General features: G+C 73.9%; 22 protein-coding genes. 11 read left to right on the top strand and 11 right to left on the bottom strand.

The features are described from left to right. Positions 1 to 4: 4 nt before the first annotated feature. Together DSM104299_RS19085 and DSM104299_RS19080 are read right to left on the bottom strand one after the other, a co-directional pair. A complete protein-coding gene (locus tag DSM104299_RS19085) occupies positions 5 to 613 on the bottom strand; it encodes a cupin domain-containing protein (RefSeq protein WP_272473234.1) in 609 nt (202 codons plus the stop codon). A gap of 83 nt (positions 614 to 696) precedes the next feature. Beyond that, positions 697 to 1,443, bottom strand: coding sequence for a polysaccharide deacetylase family protein (locus DSM104299_RS19080; RefSeq protein WP_272473233.1), 747 nt, complete (start codon positions 1,441 to 1,443; stop codon positions 697 to 699). 203 nt (positions 1,444 to 1,646) lie between these two features. On the opposite strand from DSM104299_RS19080, the gene DSM104299_RS19075 reads away from it, so the two are divergent. Beyond that, positions 1,647 to 2,252, top strand: coding sequence for a DNA ligase-like domain-containing protein (locus DSM104299_RS19075; protein ID WP_272473232.1), 606 nt, complete (start codon positions 1,647 to 1,649; stop codon positions 2,250 to 2,252). 117 nt (positions 2,253 to 2,369) lie between these two features. Here the strand turns inward: DSM104299_RS19075 and DSM104299_RS19070 are convergent, their stop codons facing one another. The 4 genes from DSM104299_RS19070 to DSM104299_RS19055 all read right to left on the bottom strand — a co-directional run bounded on the left by DSM104299_RS19070 (position 2,370) and on the right by DSM104299_RS19055 (position 4,559). After that, the gene (locus tag DSM104299_RS19070) at positions 2,370 to 3,338 is read right to left on the bottom strand and encodes a DUF190 domain-containing protein (RefSeq protein ID WP_272473231.1); all 969 of its coding nucleotides are present in this window, start codon (positions 3,336 to 3,338) and stop codon (positions 2,370 to 2,372) included. After that, a complete protein-coding gene (gene crcB, locus DSM104299_RS19065; protein ID WP_272473230.1) occupies positions 3,335 to 3,694 on the bottom strand; it encodes a fluoride efflux transporter CrcB in 360 nt (119 codons plus the stop codon). The genes DSM104299_RS19070 and crcB (DSM104299_RS19065) overlap by 4 nt, the downstream gene beginning before the upstream one ends. Continuing rightward, positions 3,691 to 4,077 (bottom strand): fluoride efflux transporter CrcB, encoded by a 387-nt coding sequence (gene crcB, locus DSM104299_RS19060; RefSeq protein WP_272473229.1) that lies wholly within the window; start codon positions 4,075 to 4,077, stop codon positions 3,691 to 3,693. The genes crcB (DSM104299_RS19065) and crcB (DSM104299_RS19060) overlap by 4 nt, the downstream gene beginning before the upstream one ends. 173 nt (positions 4,078 to 4,250) lie before the next feature. Continuing rightward, positions 4,251 to 4,559 (bottom strand): DUF5069 domain-containing protein, encoded by a 309-nt coding sequence (locus tag DSM104299_RS19055; protein WP_272473228.1) that lies wholly within the window; start codon positions 4,557 to 4,559, stop codon positions 4,251 to 4,253. Positions 4,560 to 4,651: 92 nt separating this feature from the next. Here DSM104299_RS19055 and DSM104299_RS19050 point away from each other — a divergent pair, with 92 nt between their 5' ends. From DSM104299_RS19050 to DSM104299_RS19020, 7 genes are all read left to right on the top strand, one after another. Beyond that, positions 4,652 to 5,635, top strand: a complete 984-nt coding sequence (locus DSM104299_RS19050; RefSeq protein WP_272473227.1) for an NAD-dependent epimerase/dehydratase family protein — start codon at positions 4,652 to 4,654, stop codon at positions 5,633 to 5,635. Positions 5,636 to 5,680: 45 nt separating this feature from the next. Continuing rightward, positions 5,681 to 6,361 (top strand): response regulator transcription factor, encoded by a 681-nt coding sequence (locus DSM104299_RS19045; RefSeq protein WP_272473226.1) that lies wholly within the window; start codon positions 5,681 to 5,683, stop codon positions 6,359 to 6,361. Then, entirely contained in the window at positions 6,358 to 7,776 is a 1,419-nt protein-coding gene (locus DSM104299_RS19040; RefSeq protein ID WP_272473225.1) for a sensor histidine kinase, read from the top strand. Before DSM104299_RS19045 ends, DSM104299_RS19040 begins: the two co-directional genes overlap by 4 nt. 64 nt (positions 7,777 to 7,840) lie before the next feature. Continuing rightward, the gene (locus tag DSM104299_RS19035; protein WP_272473224.1) at positions 7,841 to 8,431 is read left to right on the top strand and encodes a hypothetical protein; all 591 of its coding nucleotides are present in this window, start codon (positions 7,841 to 7,843) and stop codon (positions 8,429 to 8,431) included. Continuing rightward, on the top strand, positions 8,428 to 9,567 hold the full coding sequence (locus DSM104299_RS19030) for an efflux RND transporter periplasmic adaptor subunit (protein ID WP_272473223.1): 1,140 nt from the start codon (positions 8,428 to 8,430) through the stop codon (positions 9,565 to 9,567). Before DSM104299_RS19035 ends, DSM104299_RS19030 begins: the two co-directional genes overlap by 4 nt. Before the next feature lie 50 nt (positions 9,568 to 9,617). Then, entirely contained in the window at positions 9,618 to 10,280 is a 663-nt protein-coding gene (locus DSM104299_RS19025) for an ABC transporter ATP-binding protein (protein ID WP_272473222.1), read from the top strand. Then, a complete protein-coding gene (locus tag DSM104299_RS19020; protein ID WP_272473221.1) occupies positions 10,277 to 11,473 on the top strand; it encodes an ABC transporter permease in 1,197 nt (398 codons plus the stop codon). Before DSM104299_RS19025 ends, DSM104299_RS19020 begins: the two co-directional genes overlap by 4 nt. Before the next feature lie 16 nt (positions 11,474 to 11,489). On the opposite strand, the gene DSM104299_RS19015 is transcribed toward DSM104299_RS19020, so the two are convergent. The 4 genes from DSM104299_RS19015 to DSM104299_RS19000 form a co-directional block, all read right to left on the bottom strand. Then, the gene (locus DSM104299_RS19015; RefSeq protein ID WP_272473220.1) at positions 11,490 to 12,506 is read right to left on the bottom strand and encodes a CU044_5270 family protein; all 1,017 of its coding nucleotides are present in this window, start codon (positions 12,504 to 12,506) and stop codon (positions 11,490 to 11,492) included. After that, positions 12,503 to 13,060, bottom strand: a complete 558-nt coding sequence (locus DSM104299_RS19010) for an RNA polymerase sigma factor (protein WP_272473219.1) — start codon at positions 13,058 to 13,060, stop codon at positions 12,503 to 12,505. The genes DSM104299_RS19015 and DSM104299_RS19010 overlap by 4 nt, the downstream gene beginning before the upstream one ends. Positions 13,061 to 13,128: 68 nt before the next feature. Then, the gene (locus DSM104299_RS19005; protein ID WP_272473218.1) at positions 13,129 to 13,521 is read right to left on the bottom strand and encodes a hypothetical protein; all 393 of its coding nucleotides are present in this window, start codon (positions 13,519 to 13,521) and stop codon (positions 13,129 to 13,131) included. Between the two features lie 8 nt (positions 13,522 to 13,529). Further along, positions 13,530 to 13,847 carry a hypothetical protein gene (locus tag DSM104299_RS19000; protein ID WP_272473217.1) on the bottom strand — a complete coding sequence of 106 codons (318 nt, stop codon included), beginning with the start codon at positions 13,845 to 13,847 and terminating at the stop codon, positions 13,530 to 13,532. A gap of 252 nt (positions 13,848 to 14,099) precedes the next feature. On the opposite strand from DSM104299_RS19000, the gene DSM104299_RS18995 reads away from it, so the two are divergent. Beyond that, positions 14,100 to 16,676 carry a YfhO family protein gene (locus DSM104299_RS18995; RefSeq protein ID WP_272473216.1) on the top strand — a complete coding sequence of 859 codons (2,577 nt, stop codon included), beginning with the start codon at positions 14,100 to 14,102 and terminating at the stop codon, positions 16,674 to 16,676. On the opposite strand, the gene DSM104299_RS18990 is transcribed toward DSM104299_RS18995, so the two are convergent. Continuing rightward, complete coding sequence (locus DSM104299_RS18990) at positions 16,624 to 17,694, bottom strand: helix-turn-helix transcriptional regulator (RefSeq protein ID WP_272473215.1); 1,071 nt, start codon at positions 17,692 to 17,694, stop codon at positions 16,624 to 16,626. The two genes, DSM104299_RS18995 and DSM104299_RS18990, sit on opposite strands and share 53 nt — an antisense overlap. 174 nt (positions 17,695 to 17,868) lie before the next feature. Here DSM104299_RS18990 and DSM104299_RS18985 point away from each other — a divergent pair, with 174 nt between their 5' ends. Both DSM104299_RS18985 and DSM104299_RS18980 read left to right on the top strand, forming a co-directional pair. Then, positions 17,869 to 19,536, top strand: a complete 1,668-nt coding sequence (locus DSM104299_RS18985; RefSeq protein WP_272473214.1) for a Vgb family protein — start codon at positions 17,869 to 17,871, stop codon at positions 19,534 to 19,536. Positions 19,537 to 19,571: 35 nt separating this feature from the next. Next, positions 19,572 to 21,044, top strand: coding sequence for a glucoamylase family protein (locus tag DSM104299_RS18980; protein WP_272473213.1), 1,473 nt, complete (start codon positions 19,572 to 19,574; stop codon positions 21,042 to 21,044). The last annotated feature ends 96 nt before the right edge of the window (positions 21,045 to 21,140 follow it).

The following is a 21,140-nucleotide window of genomic DNA, read 5'->3' as shown; positions in this document are numbered from 1 at the left end:
CAGGCTAGCCGGCGACGAACACGACGTCCGGGCCGGCCGAGGCCGGGATCGCGACCGTGATGCGGCCGGGCTCCTCGGTCAGGACCAGGTCCTCGCCGACGTAGCGGACGGTCGTGTCCGGCCCCGGGCCGGGCTCGCCGTCGCCGGCCGGGACCACGATGGCGGCGTCGCCCGGGAGGGTGCCGTCGACGGGCAGGTCATAGGAGTCGAACGACGCGGGCCGGCCGTCGCGCAGCGCGCGCATGTAGGTCGCGAAGCCCCGGTCGGGCGTGTGGACGTTGAGGAAGACCGCGTCGGGCGTGTCGTCGTTGCGGAACGCGTGCGCGACGTCGGGCGGGACGACGACCACGGTCCCGGCGGGCGCGCGCACGGTCCGCTCGCCCTCGGACCCGAGGGCGAAGGTCAGCGTCCCGTCGAGCACGTAGAACGCGTCGGAGTGCTCGCGGTGGACGTGGAGGTCCGGGCCGCGCTCGCCCTCGCCGTAGCGCGACCAGGTGATCGTGAGGTGCGCGTCGGCGGAGACGAGGATCCGCACCGCGCGGTTGGGGCGGTCGGTGATCGTCTCGCCGTCGCGGGGACCGACGGACAGGCTCAGCGGGAGCGATGGGTGCATCGGGGAGGCTCCTGGGGTTGGGGAGGGTGCGGACGCTACGCGACTTCGGCGCCGCGGTCGAGCGGCGATGGCCGCTGCGAACGTCAGCCGGACGCCAGACGCGCCACTTCGGCGGGGCGCATGGTGCGCCGGACGACGATGCGGGGGAGGGCCAACCGGTCCTGGCGGGCGGTCGCGAGGCCGGGCCGGATGGTCGTCGCGGCCTTGAAGCCGGCGGCCGCGACGGCACGGCGGACCGCGGCGTTCGTGCGGCCGTACGGGTAGCAGAAGAAGCGCGGGTCGACGCCCAGCGCGCGCCGGATCGCGGCACGTGAGCCGGCGACCTCGGCGCGCAGCCGGCGGGCGGAGACCCTCGTGAGGTCCGGGTGCGTCGTGGTGTGGTCGTCGATCTCCCAGCCGTCGCGGCGCATCCGCGCGATCGCCGCGCGCGACAGGCCGCCGCGGGCGTCGAGGCGGTCGAGCTGGAGGTTCAGCGTGCCGGGCCAGCGCAGGGCCGACAGCGTGGGGCGGGCGATCGTGTCCTGCTCGGCGAAGCCGTCGTCGAAGGACAGGACGACCGGACGGGTCGGGAGCGTCGCGCCGTGATGCCACGCGGCCCAGACGCGCGCGAGCGTGACCGCGTGGAAGCCGGCGGCGCGCAGCGCGCGGATCTGTGCCCGGAAGCGCTGGGGCGTGACGTACAGCGAGGGGTTGCGCTCCCCGCGCGGCGGGTCGCCGACGTGGTGGTAGACGAGGATCGGGACCTTCGGCCGCGGCGCCGCGCCGGCGTCGCCGCAGCCCGCGAGCGCGAGCGCGCAGAGGGCCGCCGTCGCGAGTGCGCCGATCGCCATCCGTCGAGCCTACGCTCAGTCGTCGAGCGCCACGCGGGGGCGCCGCGCGAGCGAACGCGTCCGCGGCGCCGGATGACGACCGGCCGGCCCATCAAGGCCACCAGCATTGATCGGGCCAGCCGGCCGTCCCCGGGATCCACGGCCACGTCCGCTCGCACGACGGTCGAAAGATCGACCGGCTCCTAGGTGTACCGTCGTCGGGCATGGCGAGCAAGGCGATCCGGGCGACGGTGGGCGGCGACGTCGTGCAGGCGACGTTCGCGCGAGCGGGAGCGCTCGGCGTCCTGGGCTGGGTCCGCGTGGCCGAGGACGACCCGGGCGCGACGGCGATGCACGTGGAGGGCGAGGCGGAGGCGGTCGACACGCTGGTGTCGGGACTCGGCGGCGACGTTGAAGTTGCGATCGCGAAGGTCGAGGGCCACGAGCAGCTCGCGATCCGTGGCGTGAGCGCCGGGCCGTTCGCGGTCCTCGAGCTCGGCGACGGCGCCTACGAGCTCCGCCTCGACGTCGACGGCTCACCCCGCGCCTGGCGCCTGCGCAAGGCCCCCTCGATGGACCCGGCCGACAAGCGCGGCGCCACCGGCGCCGAGCCGGTCGACGCCGGCGACGACACGCCGACCTGGGACCACGGCACCTACGAGCAGGGCGGCCGCGTCGCCTGGCCCGAGGCCATCGACCGCGGCCACGCCGTCTTCGTCCTCCACGGCGCCAGGCTCCAAGGCGGCTTCGCCCTCCAGCGCACCCGCGGCCCGCAGTGGCTGCTGATCAAGCGCCGCGACGCCTACGCGGTGCGCTCGACGCCCAAGTAGCTCGCCGCCACCGTCGCGCTCCCCGCCGCCTGGTCCACCCGGAACCTGCGGTCGTCGACGACCGTCAGACGGGGCCGAGCATCCCGGATCCTGCGGCCGAACGTCCGCGGCACGCCACTAGCTCCGCCCGTCGCGGACCGGGACGATCTCGCACGTCACGAGCGCCGTGTCGCGCATCACGCGCTCGACCACCGCGAACGACCGCGCCATCGCCTCGGGCCGGTCGAGGACCGTCGTGAGCAGCGGGACGCGGCGGTGCAGCTGGGCCAGCCGGTCGCCGTGCGGCGCGTGCGCTCCCTGGTAGCCCCAGATCCCGCCGACGGTCGTCGCCCCGGCCGCGCCGGCGCGCTGCAGCTCGGCGACGAGCGCGCGGTGGCGGTCGCGCGCCGAGGAGTACACCATCACCTTCAGCCAGTCCTCGGCGCCGGCCCGCTCGGTCGCCAGCGCGCCGATCCGGACGCGCTCGACCGTCATCAGCGGCGTCGCGAGCAGCGCGCCGAGCTCGTCGAGGACGCCCGCGATCCGCGCGCCGTCGCCGACCGCGACCACCATCAGCGGCACCTGCGCGTTGCGGCCGAAGAACCGCGCGCGCTCCCGCTCGCCGTGGCGCGTCCCGTCGACGCCGAGCAGGACGGTGGCGCCCGCGATCCCACGCCGGTGCAGCAGGTCGACGACCGCGAGGTGCGCCGCGCGGCCGCCCGCACACTCGCGGCGCCCGACGTAGACCGTGAGCTTCGCGGTCCCCGCGACGTCGACTGCCGGCGGCCTGCCGTCCATCACCCGCTGCGCCCGTTCCAGCGTCACCAGCCCGCTGAAGCGCGGCAGCGCGCGGACGTCCTCGAGCGCCGCCGCGACCCGCTCGGGCGCGTCGACCGCGACCGCCACCATCGGCAGGTCCTCCGACAGCGACAACAACCGGTCGGTGCGCAGCTGGTGCTTGGCGCCGAAGCCCTCGACGCCGCGCAGGACCAGGCTGGTCGCCAGCCGGTGCCGCGCGAAGATCCCGACCAGGCCGTCCGCGACGTAGCCGCCGTCGGCCCGCGCGCGCTCGCCGAAGTACACGGTCAGCTTGGTGGCCTCGCTCATCCGAGCTGCCTTCCGAGCCACACCGCGAGGACGCCCAGGACGACCGAGCCCACCAGGTTGAGCGCCGCCAGCCCGTCGCGACGCTCCTCCGAGAGTCGGTGGCTCTCGAGCATCCACGTGCTGAACGTGGTGTAGCCGCCGACCAGGCCGACGCCCCAGATCTCATAGGCGTCGCCCCGCAGCGCGGCCCCGGAGAAGACGCCCAGGACCAGCGCGCCGCTCAGGTTCACCGCCAGCGTCCCGAACGGGAAGGCGCGGCCCGGCAGCGCGCGCGACACCGTGCCGTCGAGCAGGAACCGCGCGACCGCGCCCAGCCCGCCGAGCACGCCGACCCCGAGGACGACCGCGACGCTCACGACTGCCGCACCAGGTTCGTGGCCAACGCGACGGCGGCGAAGCCGGCGACGACGCTCGCCACGGCGTAGGACCCCGCGAGCAGCACGTCGCCGTCGTCGAGCAGGTGCAGCAGCTCGAGCTGCAACGTGGAGAACGTCGTCAGCCCGCCGCAGATCCCGGTCCCCAGGAACGGCCGCCGGTAGGCCGACGGCGGGAGCCGCTCGGTCAGCCGCGTCGTGAAGTACCCCAACAACAAAGCGCCGGCGACGTTCACCAGGAACGTCGCCCACGGCCACTGCCCGCGGTGCACCGGCAGCGCCTCGGCCACCTCGGCGCGCGCGATCGCGCCCAGGAACCCGCCCGCGAAGACCGCCGCCAGCTCGCGCCGGTCGACGCGCGCCATCACGCGGCGCCCTCCGCCGGCGCGACCACCGCGCGCCCGACCGACGAGCCGACCACGACGCCGAGCGCGGCGGCGCCGAGCAGCGACAGGCAGCGGCGGCGGGAGACGTGCTGGGGCATGGAGGCCGCAGTCTGGCGGCTGGGCCGGCCGCCACGCGGCGCGGGTGCGCGCGCCTACGCGGCGCGGTGGCGCGCGATCAGCTCGGCCTCGAACGCGGGCGCGTCGAACCACGCGTCCTGCGCGGACGGGATCCCCAAGGCGCGCAGGCCGTCGAGCACCGCGTCGTCGTCCGCCGCGTCCGCGACGACCGCGTCGAACGCCGCGAGCTCGAGGCCCAGCAGCGACAGGCAGTTCTTGTCCACCGGGCACGGATGGACGAACGAGCCGAGCGTCCCGGCGCGCAGGTGCCGGTTCTTGTCGATCATGCGCGGCAGCCAGGCGTAGCCGTGCAGGGTGGCGTCCATCGGGCGGAGATCGGGCATCCTCGCCGGACCCTAACCGCGTGCGGGCGCGCACGACAGGTCCAGTTGCCGCGCGCGCGAGCGAACCGCCGCGCCTGCTATCTGTCAAGACCATGAAGATCCTCGTGACCGGCAGCTCGGGCCATCTCGGCGAGGGCCTCATGCGCGTGCTGGACACCGGCGCCGGCGAGGCGATCGGCCTCGACCTCCTGCCCGGCGCCTGCACCTCGATCGTGGCCGACCTGGCCGACCGCGCGGCGGTGCGGGACGCGATCAGGAACCATCACATCACCGCGATCGTCCACGCCGCGACGCTGCACAAGCCGCACGTCGGCTCGCACGGCCGCCAGGCGTTCGTGGACACCAACGTGACAGGCACGCTGAACCTGCTCGAGGAGGCGGTCGCCGCCGGCGTCGACCGCTTCGTCTTCACGAGCACGACCAGCGCGTTCGGCCGCGCGCTCACGCCCGGCGACCGCCAGCCCGCGGCGTGGATCACCGAGGACGTCGTCCCGATCCCGCGCAACGTCTACGGCGTGACCAAGACGTCGGCCGAGGGCCTGTGCGAGCTGGTCCACCGCGACAGCGGCCTGCCGGTCGTGATCCTGCGCACGTCGCGCTTCTTCCCCGAGGCCGACGACCGCGACGAGATCCGCACGGCCTACCCCGACGCCAACCTGAAGGCCAACGAGCTCCTGTACCGCCGCGTCGACCTCGAGGACGCCGTCGCCGCGCACCTGCTCGCGCTCGACCGGGCCCCCGCCCTCGGCTTCGACCGCGCGATCGTCTCGGCGACCACGCCGTTCACGCGCGCCGACGCGCCCGCGCTCCAGCAGGACGCGCCCGCCGTGGTCGCTGCCAAGTTCCCGCACTACGCCGAGCTCTACGCGCAGCGCGGCTGGACGATGTTCCCGACGATCGAGCGCGTCTACGACAACGCCCGCGCGCGCGAGGTGCTCGGCTGGACCCCGCGCTGGGACTTCGCCTACGCCTTGGACCGCCTCGCCGCCGGCGAGGAGGCGCGCAGCGCGCTGGCCGTCGCGGTCGGCGCCAAGGGCTACCACGCGGCCCCGACCGGCGTGTACACGACCCGGTAGCGCCTCCTCACCTGCTCTTCAGGTTCATCGGCGACCATCGCGCCCATGCGCGTCCTGGTCGTCGACGACGAGCCCTCCGTCCGCGAGGTCCTCGAGCGGATCCTGAAGGTCGAGGGCTTCGACGTCGCGGTGGCCGCCGACGGGCGCGAGGCCGTGCAGGCGCAGGCCTCCACGCCGGCCGACGCCGTCCTGCTCGACGTCCTCATGCCCGGCCTCGACGGGCTGGAGGTCTGCCGCCGGATGCGCGACGTCGGCGACCGCACGCCGGTCCTCATGCTCACCGCGCGCGAGGGCGTCGGCGACCGCGTCGCGGGTCTGGAGGCGGGCGCCGACGACTACCTGCCCAAGCCGTTTGCGCTGGAGGAGCTGCTCGCCCGGCTGCGCGCGCTGCTGCGCCGCTCGGGCTGGGACGCCGACCGCCAGCGGCTGCGCTTCGCCGATCTCGAGCTGGACCCGATCAGCCACGAGGTCGCGCGCGGCGACCGCCTCATCGACCTGACCCGGACCGAGTTCCTGTTGTTGGAGCTGTTCCTGCACCACCCGCGCCAGGTGCTGACGCGCGAGCAGATCTTCGAGCGCGTGTGGGGCTATGACTTCGGCCCGGCGTCGAACTCGCTGGAGGTCTACGTCGGATACCTGCGGCGCAAGACCGAGGCCGGCGGCGAGCCGCGCCTCCTGCACACCGTGCGCGGCTTCGGCTACGTCCTGAAGGCGCCGCGGACGTGACCTTCCGCCGCCGCATCGTCCTGCTCGCCGCCGCCGCGGTCGCCGTCGCGATCGCCGGGGCGGTGACCATCACCTACACGATCGTCCGCCACGACCTGCGGGCGAGCGTCGACGGCGCGCTGCGCGAGACCAACCCGCAGTTCAAGATGATCACCACGCAGGGCAAGGTCAAAGCCCAGGGCATGTCCGCGCCGGTCCCGGGGCAGAGCGGGAAGCACGCGGCCCCCGCGGGCGCGGGGCCGCTCGACAACACGCGCGTCCAGGTCCCCAACCAGGCCTTCGGGGCCGCGAAGGGGATCGCGCAGGCGACGCTGATCACCGGTCAGACGATCCTGCCCGACACGCCCGCGGTCCTGCCCGTCACCGCGGCGGTGCGCGACGTCGCGGCGGGGCGGCGCGCCGCGTTCCTGCGCGACGAGGACGTCGGCGGCGTCCACCTGCGCGTGCTCACCCGGCAGGGTCCGAACGGCGAGGCGCTGCAGATCGCGCGGCCGCTGACCGACGCCGACGCGACGCTCGGCCGGCTGCGCTGGCTGCTGGCCGCCGTGATGCTCGGCGGCGTCGCGCTGGCGGCCGGCCTGGGCTTCGCGGTCTCGCGCGCGGCGACGCGGCCGCTCGCGCGGCTGACCGCCACGGCCGAGCGGGTCACCGCGACCGGCGACCTGCGCCACCGCATCCCGCAGGAGCGCGACGTCGACGACGAGCCCAACCGGCTGGCCACGGCGTTCAACGGGATGCTCGCGGCGCTGGCGGGCTCGCGCGACGCGCAGCGCCAGCTGGTGGCCGACGCGTCGCACGAGCTGCGCACGCCGCTGACCGCGATCCGGGCGAACGTCGAGCTGCTCGGCCACGCGCCGGACCTGCCGCGGGCCGACCGCGACGCGATGCTCGCGTCCGCCCGCTCGCAGCTGGAGGACCTGACGGTCCTGGTGGGCGACCTGGTGGACCTGGCCCGGCCGGGGGACAACGCGGGCGGCGCCGATCCGCCGGAGGACCTGCGCCTCGACGAGCTCGTCAACGCGGCGGTGGAGCGCGCGCGCCGGCACGCGCCGCCGGGCACGACGTTCACGGTCGCCGCCGAGCCGACGGTCGTGCACGCGACGCGCGCGCGGCTGGCGCGGGCGGTGGGCAACCTGTTGGACAACGCCGTGAAGTGGAGCCCGCCCGACGGCGCGGTCGAGGTGGTCGTCCGGCCCGGCGAGGTGACCGTGCGCGATCATGGGCCGGGGATCGCCGAGGTCGACCTCCCGCATGTCTTCGACCGCTTCTACCGCGCGCCGTCGGCCCGAGGGCTGCCGGGCTCGGGCCTCGGCCTGGCGATCGTCAAGCACGTCGCCGACGCGCACCGCGGGACGGTCCGGGCCGAGCGCGCGCCCGGTGGCGGCACGGTGCTGCGGCTGACGCTGCCGGCCTGACCTCTTAGCGCGCTCCTCGCCACCGTTCAGATCCCTCTCATGTTCGCCGGGCTTGATGGTGGACATGATCAGAACCCCGCTGCTCCTCATCCTCGCCGCGTGCGCGACCCTCGCGCTCGCGGCGTGCGGCTCGTCGGACGAGAACGGCGACGGCTCGGGCAAGAACGGCGACGATAAGGCCTACGACGGCGCGCTGAAGTTCGCCAAGTGCATGCGCGAGCACGGCGTCGACGTGCCCGATCCCGAGCGCGGCTCCGACGGCCGCATCACCATGAAGGCCGGTGGGCCGGGCAAGGGCCCCGCCCCCAAGAGCAACACGTTCGGCCCCGACGACCCCAAGTTCAAGGTGGCCAGCCAGAGCTGCCAGAAGTACATGGTGGCCGGCGGCGGCAAGGCGCCGAGCCCGGCCGAGCAGGCCAAGCGCAACGACGCGTTCATCGGCTACGCCCGCTGCATGCGCAGCAAGGGCATCGACTTCCCGGATCCGCAGATCAGCGGCAACGGCGTGAAGATGATGCTGGGCCGCGGCGTGCGGCCGGACTCGCCGAAGTTCAAGGCGGCCGACAAGGCCTGCCATCCGCTGATGGCGGCGGTCGAGCCCAAGGGCGCGCAGCAGGCCAACGGACCGGTCGGCGGCACGGGGCCGGCGCAATGAGCGCCGCCACGGAGGCCCAGGCGCAGGAAGCCCAGGAGGCGACGCGGGAGCGGGAGCGCGAGCGGCGTCGCGGCGGGCGCCGGCGCGCGGCCGGCCGGGTCGGGCGCACGACCGCGGGCGTGGTCGTCGTGGCCGCGGTGGCGGCGGGCGCGACGTGGCTGCTGACGGCCCACGACGACGGCACGTCGCCGGTCGCCAACGACCACGTCCCGCTCGGCACGGCCGTCGTGCAGCAGCGCGACCTCGTCGAGCGCGAGGACGTCAACGGAACGCTCGGCTACGGCGACGCGACGGCGGTCGCGGCGCCCGCGTCGGGCACGCTGACCCGGCTGCGCGGCGAGGGCACGACCGTCCGGCGCGGGCAGTCGCTGATGTCGATCGACGCGCAGGCCACCGCGTGGGTGCTCTACGGCCGGCGGCCGATGTACCGCGACCTCGGGCCGGGCGTCGCCGACGGCCGCGACGTCCGCCAGCTCGAGCGCAACCTGAAGGCCTTGGGCTACGACCCGGGCACGGTCGACGCCGACTGGACGTCGGCGACGACCGCGGCGGTCGAGGACTTCCAGGACGACCGCGACCTCGACGAGACCGGGACCCTGAAGGCCGCGGACGTCGTCGTCAGCGACGGGCCCGCGCGCGTCGGCGAGCACAAGGCCGGCGTGGGGGACGCGGTGCGGCCGGGCGGGCCGGTGACCGCGCTGACCGCGACGACCCCGGCGGTGAGCGCGCGGGTCGACGCCGGGCAGGCCGGGAACGTGCACGACGGCGACGAGGTCGTCGTCACCCTGCCCGACGGCCGCACGGTCAACGGGCGCGTGACCGCGGTCGGGCGCGTGGCGCAGGCCGGGCAGGACGGCGCGGACGCGACGGTCGCGCTGAAGGTCCGGTTGACGACCCGCAGGCGTGGCGCGCTGGACGGCGCGCCGGTCACCGTGTCGCTGGAGACCGACCGGACCAAGGACGCGCTGTCGGTGCCGGTGACCGCGCTCGTCGCCACGGCGCCGGGCGTCTACGGCGTCGAGCTGGCCGGCACGGGCCGCGTCGTCCCGGTCACCCTCGGGGCGACCGCCGACGGCTGGGCCGAGGTCAGCGGCGGCGGCCTGACGCCGGGCACGCGCGTGGTGGTCCCGCGATGAGGTCGAACGCTGCCGTCGCCAGCGGCTCGTCATGGCGTGAGGCACGCTCGATGAGCCTCGTGATGGAGGCGGTCACCAAGGACTACCCGGGCGGGGTGCGGGCGCTCGACGAGGTCTCGCTCGCCATCGGCGACGGCGAGCTCGTCGGCATCGTCGGCCCGTCCGGCTCGGGCAAGTCCACCATGTTGCACATCATGGGGACGCTCGAGCGGCCGACGGCCGGCCGTGTGGCGGTGGCGGGCGCCGACGTCGCCGGCCTGGACGATCGCGAGCTCGCCGGGCTGCGCGCGCGGCGCATCGGGTTCGTCTTCCAGCAGTTCTTCCTGCTCGACGGCATGAGCGCGCTGGAGAACGTGGCGCAGGGCATGCTCTACAGCGGGACGCCGATCGACGTGCGGTTCTCGTGGGCGCGCGAGGCGCTGGAGCGCGTCGGGCTGGCGCACCGGCTGGAGCACCGCCCCGATCAGCTGTCGGGCGGCGAGCGCCAGCGCGTGGCGATCGCGCGGGCCGTGGTGGCGCGGCCGGCGGTCGTCTTCGCCGACGAGCCGACCGGGAACCTCGACTCGCGGTCGGGCAGCGAGATCATGTCGTTGCTCCGGGAGCTGCACGGCGAGGGGACGACGATCGTCGTGATCACCCACGACCTGGACCTGGCGGCGGGGCTGCCGCGGCGGGTGCGGCTGCGCGACGGGCGCGTGGAGGAGGACCGATGAGCGCGGCGGACTCGTCCTCCTCGCGGCTGCTGCCCGCCGACCTGCTGCGTGTCGGCGCGGTCGGGCTCCGGACCCGGCGGCTGCGCGCCGCGCTGAGCGCGCTGGGCATCGCGATCGGGATCGCGAGCATGGTCGCGGTGCTGGGGCTGTCGGCGTCCTCGCGCGCGGGGTTGTTGAACCAGTTGGACTCCTTGGGCACCAACCTGCTGACCGCCGCGCCCGGGCAGACGATCGGCGGCGACGACGCGACGCTGCCGCGCCGCACGCGCAAGGTGCTGTCGCGCTTGGGCGGCGTCGAGCAGGTCGCGTCGGTGCGGGCGCTGGACGCCAGCGTGCGGCGCACCGACCGCATCGACGCGGAGGAGACCGGTGGGATCACCGTCGAGGCAGCCGACGCCACGTTGATGGACACGCTCGGCGGCACGCTGTCGCGGGGCCGGTTCCTCAACGAGGCGACCACCCGGACCCGCTCGGTGGTGCTCGGCGCGGTCGCCGCGCAGCGCCTGGGCGTCGACCGGCCGGGCCGGTTGGTGTACATCGCCGGGCGCTGGTGGACCGTGATCGGGATCCTGCGCGCGCTGGAGCTGGCGCCGGAGATCGATCGCGCCGCGTTGATCGGCTACCGCGCGGCCGAGCGCGAGCTGGGCGCCGACCGGTCGGCCTCGACCGTGTACCTGCGGTCCGACCCCGACCGCGTCGAGCCGACGCGCGAGCTGGTGCCGTCCGCGGTGAACCCGACCAACCCGGAGGAGGTCCAGGTCAGCCGGCCGTCTGACGCGCTGGCCGCCCGCGCCGCCGCGGACTCCGCGCTGACCGGCCTGTTCCTGGGCTTGGGCGCGGTCGCGCTGCTGGTCGGCGGGATCGGGATCGCCAACACCATGGTCATCAGCGTCCTGGAGCGCCGCTCGGAGATCGGGCTGCGCCGCGCGCTCGGCGCGACCCGCGGCCACGTCCGGGCCCAGTTCGTCGTCGAGTCGCTCCTGCTGGCGGCCGCGGGCGGCATCGCCGGCGTCTTCATCGGCGCGCTGGTGACCGGCGGCTACGCCCGCACCCGCGACTGGACCACGGTGATCCCACCCGAAGCCCTCGCCGGCGGCCTCGGAGCAGCCCTCATCATCGGCGCCGCCGCGGGCCTCTACCCAGCGACCCGCGCGGCCCGCCTGTCGCCGACCGACGCGCTGCGATCGGCCTAGGCGGCGCCGGGCCCGATCACTGGTCCGACACCGAGTCGACCGCCGCGCGGCGGAGGTAGACGGTCGAGCTGACCGTGGTCCCGGCCGGCAGCGAGAGGTGCTGGAGGGACGGGTCGGTCAGCGTCTCGCGCTCGGCGAGCATCTCGGCCGTGTCGGGGTCGAGGAAGAGCTCGGAGCGGGTGCCGTCGCGGTTGTCGAAGCCGACGGTGGCGGCCGGACGGCCGCGGGGGTCCGTGGTTGCGTCGACGAGGTGCACGCCGGGCAGCTGCGCGAGCGCCTGGTACAGGCCCGCGCGCAGGGCGGGCGGTGCCGGGGCCTCGCGCAGCGCGTCGCCGAGGCCGGCGAAGAGGTCGGCGGTCGTCGCGCCCGGCTGCGCCTCGCGCATCCTGGCCACGATCGCCGCGGGATCGGTCGGGAAGCGCAGCAGCTCGCCGCGGGTGAGCCTCAGCGCGCCGAGCTGGTAGCCGCCGGTCGCCTCTACGCCCTGGGGCACGTCGGGGTTGCCGAGCTGCTCGGCCCGGCCGCCGGCCAGCGGCGTGCGCGTCACCGCGGTCTCGAACAGCCGGCCGGGCTGGGTCGGGCTCGTCCAGACGCGACGGTCGAAGGTGATGGCGTCGGTGTTCGCGGCCGTCGGCGGCCGGCCGCTCTGCAGCCGCGTCGTGAGGCTGTGGACGAAGAACAGCTGATCCGGGCCGGGCATGGCGTCGGGCTGCGCCTGCGCGGTGCGCGCGGCGTCGAGCAGGACCGCGTGGGCGGTCGCCGGCGTCGGCGCGACCACGCGCCCGCCGCGGCCGTCGCCGCCACCGAAGTCCACCGTCAGCGCCAGGACGGCGGTGACGGCGACCGCCGCCGCGACGGTCCCGCCGAGCGCGAGCGTCCGTCCGCCGCGCATCTCGCTGCGGCGCGCTCGACCGCCGCTCCAGCGCCGGAAGCGGCCGCCGCGCTCCTGCTCGGCCTCGTCGCGCTCGGCGCGCTCGGCGAGCTGCTCGCCGAGGGTGATGAGGAACGGCAGCTGGGTCGACTCGTCGGTCATGACGTCACCCCGTCCTTCGTCACTTCGTACAGCCCGCGCAGCGCGCGCGACACCCGCGCCCGCGCCGCCGGCTCCTTGATGTCCAGCCGCTGCGCGATCTCGGCGTAGTCCAGGTCCTCGACGACGCGCAGCGTCAGCGCGAGGCGCGTGCTCGGCGGCAGCTGCTTGAGCGCCGACGCGATCTTGCCGCGCAGGGACTCCAGCTCCGCCATCTCCTCGATCCGCTCGTACTCGTCGTCGGTCAGCTCAGGCTCGCGGATCCCCAGGCGCCTCATGGCCTTCTTCTCCACGGCGCCGCGCTTCTGGTAGGCCAGGAGCTGGCGCTGGGCGATCGTGTAGAGCCACCCGCCGGCCTCCTGGTCGGTCGTCCCGCGGAACTGCCCGCGGTGCTGGTAGGCGCGCGCGAACGTCTCCGCGGTCAGGTCGGCCGCGGCCTCCGGATCGAGCGTCCGGCGGGCGAAGTAGCGCAGCAGCGCGTTGGCGTGCGCGCGATAGAACGCGTCGAACGCCGTCGGCTCCTTGACGGAGCGCGCGAGTGCCGTTGGCCTGCCCACTGCTCCTAAGGAGCACCGAGCGGTGGCGCTTGTGACGTCGACCGGTCGGGAGAGGACGGGCGTCGGGCCTATGGACGGTCGCAATCGGGGGAGAGGTCGAGCGGCGCGGAGTGCCCGTTGTCGAGCGCGAGGCCGTGCAGGTTGGCGCCCGGGATCGTCAGGGTGACGGCCCCGTCGGGCCCGGCGGTGGCCGACGCGGGCTCGTCGGAGTCGATCGCCGTGATGGTCGTGGCGTCGTCGGGGACGATGCCGTGGACCGTCGCGGTGTCGGGGTCGCAGGAGACGATCGCGATGTAGATCCCGTGCTCGGCGACGTCGTCGGCGGGCTGGCACGTCGTCGTGCCGTCGTAGGTGAAGCACGTGTCGGGGTCGTCGTCGCTGACGGCGGGCAGCGCGAAGGCGATCGCGGCGACCGCGATGGCGGCGACGAAGACGGTGCAGAACAGCTGGAGTCGGCGCATCGTGGAGCTCACCATTCGTCGTGGGCGGAGATGTCGAAGGTCCCGCCGGTCTTCTGCTTGTAGTAGCTCAGGCAGGAGCCGCAGGTGTCGACGTAGCTGTGCGACGCGGTGCCCGAGGCGCAGAAGCTCGAGCCACCGCCGCGCGCCACGCACGTCGTGGAGCTGCTGTTGATCGAGGAGTGCAGATACGTGTAGTCGTGGCCGACGCCCCGGGTCTGGAACGTGTCGTTCGGCGCGCTGCTCAAGGTGTAGTCGAAGAACCCGGCCAGCGCCGCGCCCGAGAGCGCCAGCACGACGCACCCCGTCGCGACGATCGTGGCCAGCATGGTCCGTGCGCGTAACCGCATGTCACGCTCCTTCCGCTCGTGGTTGGGAGGCACACCAATGACTACCGGTGACCGTTGTGGAAAACAACCGTGTCCACCTGCCCGGGCGGCAGGCTGGATTCCCGTGCGCTGCTCGTCGGGGCGCGCGCTGAGCGGACGGTGGACACCGCCGGGTCGCCGTCGCAGGCCGCCTGATCCAACTGGCAGGGGAAACCGGAAACGACGGCGTGTGCTTGTGGCACGATCGCGCGAATGGCCACGACCGGCAAGGTCAAGCGCGCTGCGCCCGCAGCCGCGCCCATCCCGCGCAGCGCCGCCTGGGGCACCCGGGCTCGCGCCGTCGCCGACTCGGCGCCGGTGCGGTTCTTCAGGGCGCATCCGGACCTCACCGCGGCGCTGCTGATCGCGGGGCTGATCTTCGCGTACCTCTGGCCGGTGCTGATCGGCGCCAAGATCCTGTCGCCGATCTCGGTGCTCTACGGCTTCACGCCGTGGCAGGCCTACGCGCCGGCGGACATCCACAGCTACTACAACCCGCTGCTCAGCGACATCGCGACGGCGGACTACCCGTGGCGGTCCTTCGCGCGCGAGTCGATCCGCAGCGGCACGCTGCCGCTGTGGAACCCGCACGTGTTCGGCGGGATCCCGTTCCTCTCCAACCCGCAGAACGGGCTGTTCACGCCGTTCAACCTGCCGCTGTGGACGCTGCCGCTCAACTACGCGCTCGGACTGTCGGCGGCGCTGAAGCTCTGGGCCGGCGGCTTCGGGACCTACCTCGTCGCGCGCCAGCTGCGGCTCGGCTTCCTGCCGGGGCTGCTCGCCGGCGTGGCGTTCGCGTTCAGCGCGCTGAACATCACGTGGCTGACGCACGAGACGCTGCCGGCCGTCGCCGTGCTGCTGCCGTGGATGGTGTGGCTCATCGAGCGGCTCTTCGAGCGCGCGCGGATCACCACGATGCTCTGGCTCGGCGTCGCGACCGCGATCGGGCTGGGCGGCGGCCATCCGGGGATGCAGGTCCACCTGATGGCGATGGCCGGCCTCTACACGCTCGTGCGCGTGTGGCTCGTGCCCGACCTCGAGCGCGGCGAGCGCCTGCGCCGGCTCGGGCTCGCCTGCGGCGGCCTGGTGCTCGGCGTCCTGCTCATGGCCGTGATGCTGATCCCCGAGGCGCTGTCGAGCCACGGCACCATCGGCACGCAGGCGCGCGCGAACGGCAGGGGGACGCTGCCCGGCACGGTGATGCCGTTCGACGCGATCAAGACCACGTTGTTCCCGGACTGGTGGGGCCGGCCCAGCTCGATCGAGATGGGCGCCGGGCCGAACAGCGCCGGCGGGAGCGTCAACTACAACGAGCGCACGTTCTACGCCGGCGTCGTGTCGCTGCTGTTCGCGCTCGTCGCGCTGATCTCGCGCGGCGGGTGGCGCCGCAAGGCGCCGTTCGCGGTGCTCGCCTTCGTCGGGATCACGGTGCCGGTGCACATCCCGGTGCTGTGGGACTTCGTCACCCACGTCCCGCCCTTCGACGTGGTGCAGAACCAGCGCATGCACTTCGTGTACGCCTTCGGCACCGCGATCCTCGCCGCGTTCGGCCTGCGCGACCTGATCGACCGCCCGGCGGAGCAGCGCCGGCGGCTGGCGGTCCCAGCAGTCGCGCTGTGCCTGGGTTTCATCGTGCTCGTCAGCATCGGCGCGGGCGGCTCCGACCTCAGCCACACGTTCAAGCACTTCACCGCGGGCACCTCGTTCCCGATCCGGAAGGTGATCGAGCTCACGAGCACGGCGTGGTTCGTGTTCTTCGCCCTCGGCGTCGGCGCGGCGCTCCTGCTCGCGTTGCGCCGCCCGCGCTGGCGCTACGGGATCGCCGTCGCCGTGGTCCTGCTCGCCGCCGCCGACGGGTTGCACTTCGCCAACGGCTACCAGCCGATGGGTCCCGCCGACGACGTGATCCCGCCCAAGACCCAGGCCATCAGCTACCTGCAGCAGCACAAGAGCGAGGGCCGGATCGTCGGGATGGGCAACGCGTTGCTCCAAGACTGGTCGACGACGTATGGCCTCTCCGACATCCGCGGCTACGACCCGCCGAACCCGACGCGGCGCCTGTTCAGCCTGTGGCGCATGGCCAACCCGGACCAGGCCGACTGGACGCCGTTCATCATGCCCGCCCAGGACGAGAACACCGTCCAGGTGGAGAGCGTGCTCGGCGCGCGCTACGTCGTCGGCGACCCGGGGATCAAGCCCGGACCCGAGGTGCGCCTGAACCCCGTGCTCAACAGCCTCAGGATCGTGTACTCGGGTGAGGACGCGACGATCCTGCGCAACGCGCGCGCCGCGCCGCGCGTCGAGCTCCCGAGCAGCGTCGAGGTCGCCGACGACCAGGGCGAGACCGAGACGCTGATCACCCGCCCGGCGTTCCTCCCCAACAACTCGGTCGTGATCGAGAGCAAGGACCCCGCCGCCAGGGCGCTCGCCCACGCGCCCGTCGCCAAGGGCCGCGTCGCGATCGCCAAGGAGGAGAACGCGCGCGTCACGCTCGACGCCACGCTCGACCGCCGCGGCCTCGTCGTCCTCAACGACAGCTACACCGACGGCTGGTCGGTGACGGTCGACGGCAGGAAGGCCGCCCCGGTCCGCGTCAACAGCGTGATGCGCGGCGTGGTCGCCGGGCCCGGCCGGCACGAGATCGTCTGGAGCTACGCGATGCCCGGCCTGAAGGCCGGTGCGCTGCTGAGCCTGCTCGCGTTCCTGGGGCTGATCGGCGGCGCGATCGCGCTGACGGTCAGCCGGCGACGGCGCCGCGGCCCGCGTCCAGAGCCGCCCACGCCGCGCTGACCGCCGCGATGCGGTCGTGCACGCCGAGCTTGGAGTAGATGCGCTCGGCGTGCTTGTAGACGGTGCGGGGGCTCACGCCGAGCTCGGTGGCGATCGCCGCGGTCGCGCGGCCGCGCATCATCGCCTGGAGCACCTCGGCCTCGCGGGCCGAGAGGCCCAGCGACACCAACAGCTCGCGCGACGCGCCACGCGCCCCGCGCTCGAAGACCAGGACCGTCGCGCCCCCGCGCGATCCCGCGGCCATGCGCCGGACCACGAGCGGCGTGCCGCCGACCTCGAACACCGCGGTGGCCGGCCAGTCGCGGCTCGTCACGTCGCGCAACGCGTCGGGCAGGCGCGTGCCGCGCGGGTGGTCGCGGTCGGCCAGCAGGCCGAGCGCCGCGCGGCCCGCGCGCGTGGCGAACTCGACACGGCCCTGCGCGTCGGCGACGACCAGCGCCTCGCCGGAGTCGTCGAGCCCCGCCTCGACCGCGGCCAGGACATCGTGCAGCCGTTCGCGCAGCGCCGCGTTGGCGTGGGCCTGGATCAGGTGCGGGCGCGCGAGGTCGAGCATGCGCTTCTCGGGGTCGGTGAAGTCGCGCTCGTCGACCAGCGCGAGGCCGATCAGCAGGCGCGGCGGCGCCGGCAGGGTCACGGCCAGCTGGTGGTTGACGCCGAGCGGCGCGAAGACCTCCTGGAACAGCTCGAGCCGGCGGAGCTCGTCCAGCGCGATGACGTCCGACAGCCGCTGGGCACGCGGGTCGCGCGTCTCGAGGTAGCGGTTGACCAGCGGGTTCTGGTGGCCGTAGCGGCCCCACTTCTCCAGGAAGACGCCGCCGGGCTCCGGGTTGACGATCGTCACGAGCGGCGTGCCGTCGGCCGCGATCTCGTTGTAGGACGTGTAGGCGTTGGGGATGACGCGCGGCAGCACGTCGAGCAGCGCCGCGCGGAAGGACGGCAGGTCCTCGGCGTGATGAACCTCCCCGAGGATCTCCAGGAGGCCCTGGAGCTCGCGTTCCGGCAGTCCGCCTTCCGGCATGTCGCGGCAACCTAGCGAGCGCGGCGGGATCGCGGCCTACCCGGACGACCAGGCAAGAACTACGTGTTCTTACGTATGTGGCACGGACCTGCCCAACGCAACCACACCAGGAACTGGTAGTTCTTGGCCATGCGACGGATCGCGGCCCTCGTGGCTCTCTCGGCGACGCTCCTGATGGTGTCTGCGACGGGCGCGGCGGCGCTCGACTCCTTCCCGCTTCCGGCGGGCTACACGGTCTCCAACTTCGGGGTGACGACCGACGGCGACGGCAACGTCTGGTTCGGCGTCGCCGGCCCGCAGCACACCAGCCCCGCGGGCACCCAGGACACGCCGACGCTCGGGCGGATGAAGCCCGCGGAGGCCACCGCCGGCACGAGCGGCGGCCTCACGTTCTTCCCGACGCCCGACCGGCCGAACGCCGGCTGCTGCAGCGACCAGCTGCGGTCCGTCACCTACAACAAGGACGACGGCAAGCTGTACTTCGTGCACAGCACGGGCGGCTACGGGGTCGCGAACCCCTCCGCGCTCTCGCCCGGCACGAGCACCGGCATCGTGACCTACGGCCTGCCCGGCTACACCGACCTCGGAGACGTCGCGCCCGCCAAGGGCGGCGGCATGTGGTTCACCGAGAAGGGGGACAGCAACGTCGCGCCGACCTACTACGGCAACCGCATCGCCCGCTGGGACGGCGGGCTGTTCGAGGGCCCCAACATCGCCATCCAGAACGGCAACACCTCGCTCAACGGGCTGCGCTACCCCGCCCAGCCGTCGGGCATCGCGGTCGACCCCACCGGCCGCCCGTGGTTCGCCGAGGAGAACCCGGGCAACCCCGGCTACCGCATCGGCACCTACGCGGGCGCGGGCGACCACTACGACGAGTACCAGGTCTCTCCGTGCGAGAACCCGGCCAACAACCCGTGCTCGGGGTCGTACACCGGCACGGGGCTGAGCGACGTCGCGGTCGCGGCCGACGGTGCGATCTGGTTCACGAACGTCGACAACCGCAAGTTCGGGCGCTTCGACCCGGGCACGCACACGATGACGCAGTACCTGCTGTCGTCGGTCGACCCGTCGCTGGCCGCCGGCAACCCGCGCCAGATCGTCGCCGCGCCGGACGGCACGCTGTGGATGACGGTCTACAAGCTGTTCAGCGCGTCCAACGCGCTCGTCCGGATCGTGCCCGGGACCGCGTCGGCGCCGCCGACCGCGACGTTCACCAAGACGGGGTCGGACTCCGCGCCGCTGGCGGTGGGCGCCAGCGCCGCCGACATCTGGTTCACCACGACCGACAACAAGCTCAACCGCCTCGCCGGCGTGGTCGGCGGGTCCGTGACGCCGCCCCCGAGCGACGGTGGCGGCTCCGGCTCCGGCAGCCCGGGCGGCACGGCCGGCGGCGGCACCGCCACGCCGGCCGCCACCACCCCGGCCTCGAACGCGCCGCCCGTCGTCCTCAGGCCGGCCACCGTCGGCCAGGCCAAGCTCGACCCGCCGCAGACCGGCAACGGCGCGATCAACACCAACCAGATCTGCGTTGGGCCGCCGGAGGCGCGCTGCGCGCTCGTCTACCTCGTCAACGAGCACGAGTACGTCGTGGGCTTCCCGTCGTCGCTCGCCGCGAAGAAGAAGCACAAGCCGCGTACGCTGGCGACCAAGGCCGTGACCCTGCGCGGCGGCCAGTCGGCCAAGGTCACCATCAAGCTCAACAAGCTCGGCCAGCGCATCCTCAAGAAGAACGGCAAGGTGAAGGTCGACTTCATCGCCACCGAGAAGCTGGCCAACGGCAAGACCCGCGTCGTGTCGCGCAAGACGCTCACCGTGCGGGCAGCCAAGCGACATCATTAGGTTCGCGCGCCGGTGCCGGCGGGTAACCGGCGCGCATGCTGACCAGGGTCGGGAGAGCGGTCGCGCTCGTCGCGCTGCTGATGGCGGTCTGCGCACCGGTGGCGTCGGCGCACGGGGGAGGCGACGGGCCGCTGCGCGACTACGCGGCGCGCACGTGGGCGTCGATGGCGGCGATGACCGACCCGGGCTCGGGCCTGCCCGCCGACATCCTCAACGCCGACGGCACCACGAGCGTCCAGACGTCGACGACCAACATCGGCGCCTACATGTGGTCCGCGGTCGCCGCGCGCCGGCTCGGGATCATCCGCGACCAGGAGCTGACCGAGCGCCTGACCAAGACCATCACGACGCTCGAGCACATGGAACGCTTCGGCGACACCGGCCAGTACTACAACTGGTACGACCACCGGACGGGCGCGAAGCTCACGGCCTGGCCGCCGAGCCCGACCGACGAGTTCCACCCCATCTTGAGCTCGGTCGACAACGGCTGGCTGGCCGTCGGCCTGCGGATCGTCCAGCGCAGCGTGCCGCGGCTCTCCGCGCGCGCCGGCGCGTTGTACGACGCGATGAACTTCGGCTTCTACTACCGGCCCGACGTCAACCGCGTGCTCTTCCATTACCGGCCCGACGACCCCGCCGCGTCGCCGTGCTGCTACGACACCGTGGTCTCCGAGAGCCGGATCGTCGACTACCTCGGGATCAGCAAGGGTCAGCTGCCGGCCAAGGAGTACTACGGCCGCTGGCGCACGTTCCCCGACACGTGCGACCGGGCGTTCCAGGAGCAGAAGCCGACGGGGGAGACCCGGACCTACTTCGGCGTCCCGGTCTACGAGGGCGCTTACTCCTACAACAACACCAAGTTGGTGCCCTCGTGGGGCGGCAGCATGTTCGAGGCGTTGATGCCCGACCTGTTCGTCCCCGAGGAGCGCTGGGCGCCCGGCAGCTGGGGCCTGAACCACCCGCGGACGGTCGCCGCGCAGATCCACCACGGCCTCGTCGACGCGGGCTACGGCGTCTGGGGGTTCAGCCCGTCCAACACGCCGGAGGGCGGCTACGGCGCCTACGGCGTCGACGCGGTCGGCATGGACCCCAACGGCAACCCGTCCAACGAGGACCGCACGCTCGTCGACCACGGCTTCGCCGGCTGCGACGGCGCGGGCGGCCGCCCGGCCCAGCCCGACCCGCCGCCGTCGGCCTACACCAACGGCGTCGTGACGCCGCACGCCGCGTTCCTGGGCCTGCGCTACGCGCCGCGCGCGGCGCTGGCCGACCTCGCCAAGCTCCAGCAGTACCCCGACATGTACGGGAAGTGGGGCTTCCGCGACAGCGTCAACGTCCAGACCCGCACGCCGTCGGGCTCCTACCTCTCGCTCGACCAGGGGATGATCATGGCGGCGCTGGGCAACGCGCTGGGCGGCGACGTGCTGCGCGACGCCTTCGCGGGCCGTGCGGAGGAGCACGCGCTCAAGCCGGTCATCGGCGTGGAGCAGTTCAGCGTCGGGCGCTGAAGGTCGGCGCGCTGACATCGGCGGCTCGGCCATCCGTCGAGCCCGCTCGAACCGCGTGCCTAGGCGCCGACGACTCGGGAGCCGTCGCACCTCCTC

Origin of the sequence: Baekduia alba, assembly GCF_028416635.1 — a bacterium.
Taxonomy (GTDB): domain Bacteria; phylum Actinomycetota; class Thermoleophilia; order Solirubrobacterales; family Solirubrobacteraceae; genus Baekduia; species Baekduia alba.
This window is presented reverse-complemented; position numbering and strand designations above follow the sequence as displayed.

What these genes read in the sequence shown, in the direction of transcription:
- DSM104299_RS19085 (WP_272473234.1), bottom strand. Translation starts at nt 613, where the DNA reads ATGCACCCATCGCTCCCGCTGAGCCTGTCCGTCGGTCCCCGCGACGGC.
- DSM104299_RS19035 (WP_272473224.1), top strand. Translation starts at nt 7,841, where the DNA reads ATGATCAGAACCCCGCTGCTCCTCATCCTCGCCGCGTGCGCGACCCTC.
- DSM104299_RS19025 (WP_272473222.1), top strand. Translation starts at nt 9,618, where the DNA reads ATGAGCCTCGTGATGGAGGCGGTCACCAAGGACTACCCGGGCGGGGTG.
- DSM104299_RS19080 (WP_272473233.1), bottom strand. Translation starts at nt 1,443, where the DNA reads ATGGCGATCGGCGCACTCGCGACGGCGGCCCTCTGCGCGCTCGCGCTC.
- DSM104299_RS18990 (WP_272473215.1), bottom strand. Translation starts at nt 17,694, where the DNA reads ATGCCGGAAGGCGGACTGCCGGAACGCGAGCTCCAGGGCCTCCTGGAG.
- DSM104299_RS19070 (WP_272473231.1), bottom strand. Translation starts at nt 3,338, where the DNA reads ATGAGCGAGGCCACCAAGCTGACCGTGTACTTCGGCGAGCGCGCGCGG.
- DSM104299_RS18980 (WP_272473213.1), top strand. Translation starts at nt 19,572, where the DNA reads ATGCTGACCAGGGTCGGGAGAGCGGTCGCGCTCGTCGCGCTGCTGATG.
- DSM104299_RS18995 (WP_272473216.1), top strand. Translation starts at nt 14,100, where the DNA reads ATGGCCACGACCGGCAAGGTCAAGCGCGCTGCGCCCGCAGCCGCGCCC.
- DSM104299_RS19075 (WP_272473232.1), top strand. Translation starts at nt 1,647, where the DNA reads ATGGCGAGCAAGGCGATCCGGGCGACGGTGGGCGGCGACGTCGTGCAG.
- DSM104299_RS19000 (WP_272473217.1), bottom strand. Translation starts at nt 13,847, where the DNA reads ATGCTGGCCACGATCGTCGCGACGGGGTGCGTCGTGCTGGCGCTCTCG.
- DSM104299_RS19020 (WP_272473221.1), top strand. Translation starts at nt 10,277, where the DNA reads ATGAGCGCGGCGGACTCGTCCTCCTCGCGGCTGCTGCCCGCCGACCTG.
- DSM104299_RS19030 (WP_272473223.1), top strand. Translation starts at nt 8,428, where the DNA reads ATGAGCGCCGCCACGGAGGCCCAGGCGCAGGAAGCCCAGGAGGCGACG.
- DSM104299_RS19005 (WP_272473218.1), bottom strand. Translation starts at nt 13,521, where the DNA reads ATGCGCCGACTCCAGCTGTTCTGCACCGTCTTCGTCGCCGCCATCGCG.
- DSM104299_RS19015 (WP_272473220.1), bottom strand. Translation starts at nt 12,506, where the DNA reads ATGACCGACGAGTCGACCCAGCTGCCGTTCCTCATCACCCTCGGCGAG.
- DSM104299_RS19055 (WP_272473228.1), bottom strand. Translation starts at nt 4,559, where the DNA reads ATGCCCGATCTCCGCCCGATGGACGCCACCCTGCACGGCTACGCCTGG.
- DSM104299_RS18985 (WP_272473214.1), top strand. Translation starts at nt 17,869, where the DNA reads ATGGTGTCTGCGACGGGCGCGGCGGCGCTCGACTCCTTCCCGCTTCCG.
- crcB (WP_272473229.1), bottom strand. Translation starts at nt 4,077, where the DNA reads ATGGCGCGCGTCGACCGGCGCGAGCTGGCGGCGGTCTTCGCGGGCGGG.
- DSM104299_RS19050 (WP_272473227.1), top strand. Translation starts at nt 4,652, where the DNA reads ATGAAGATCCTCGTGACCGGCAGCTCGGGCCATCTCGGCGAGGGCCTC.
- DSM104299_RS19045 (WP_272473226.1), top strand. Translation starts at nt 5,681, where the DNA reads ATGCGCGTCCTGGTCGTCGACGACGAGCCCTCCGTCCGCGAGGTCCTC.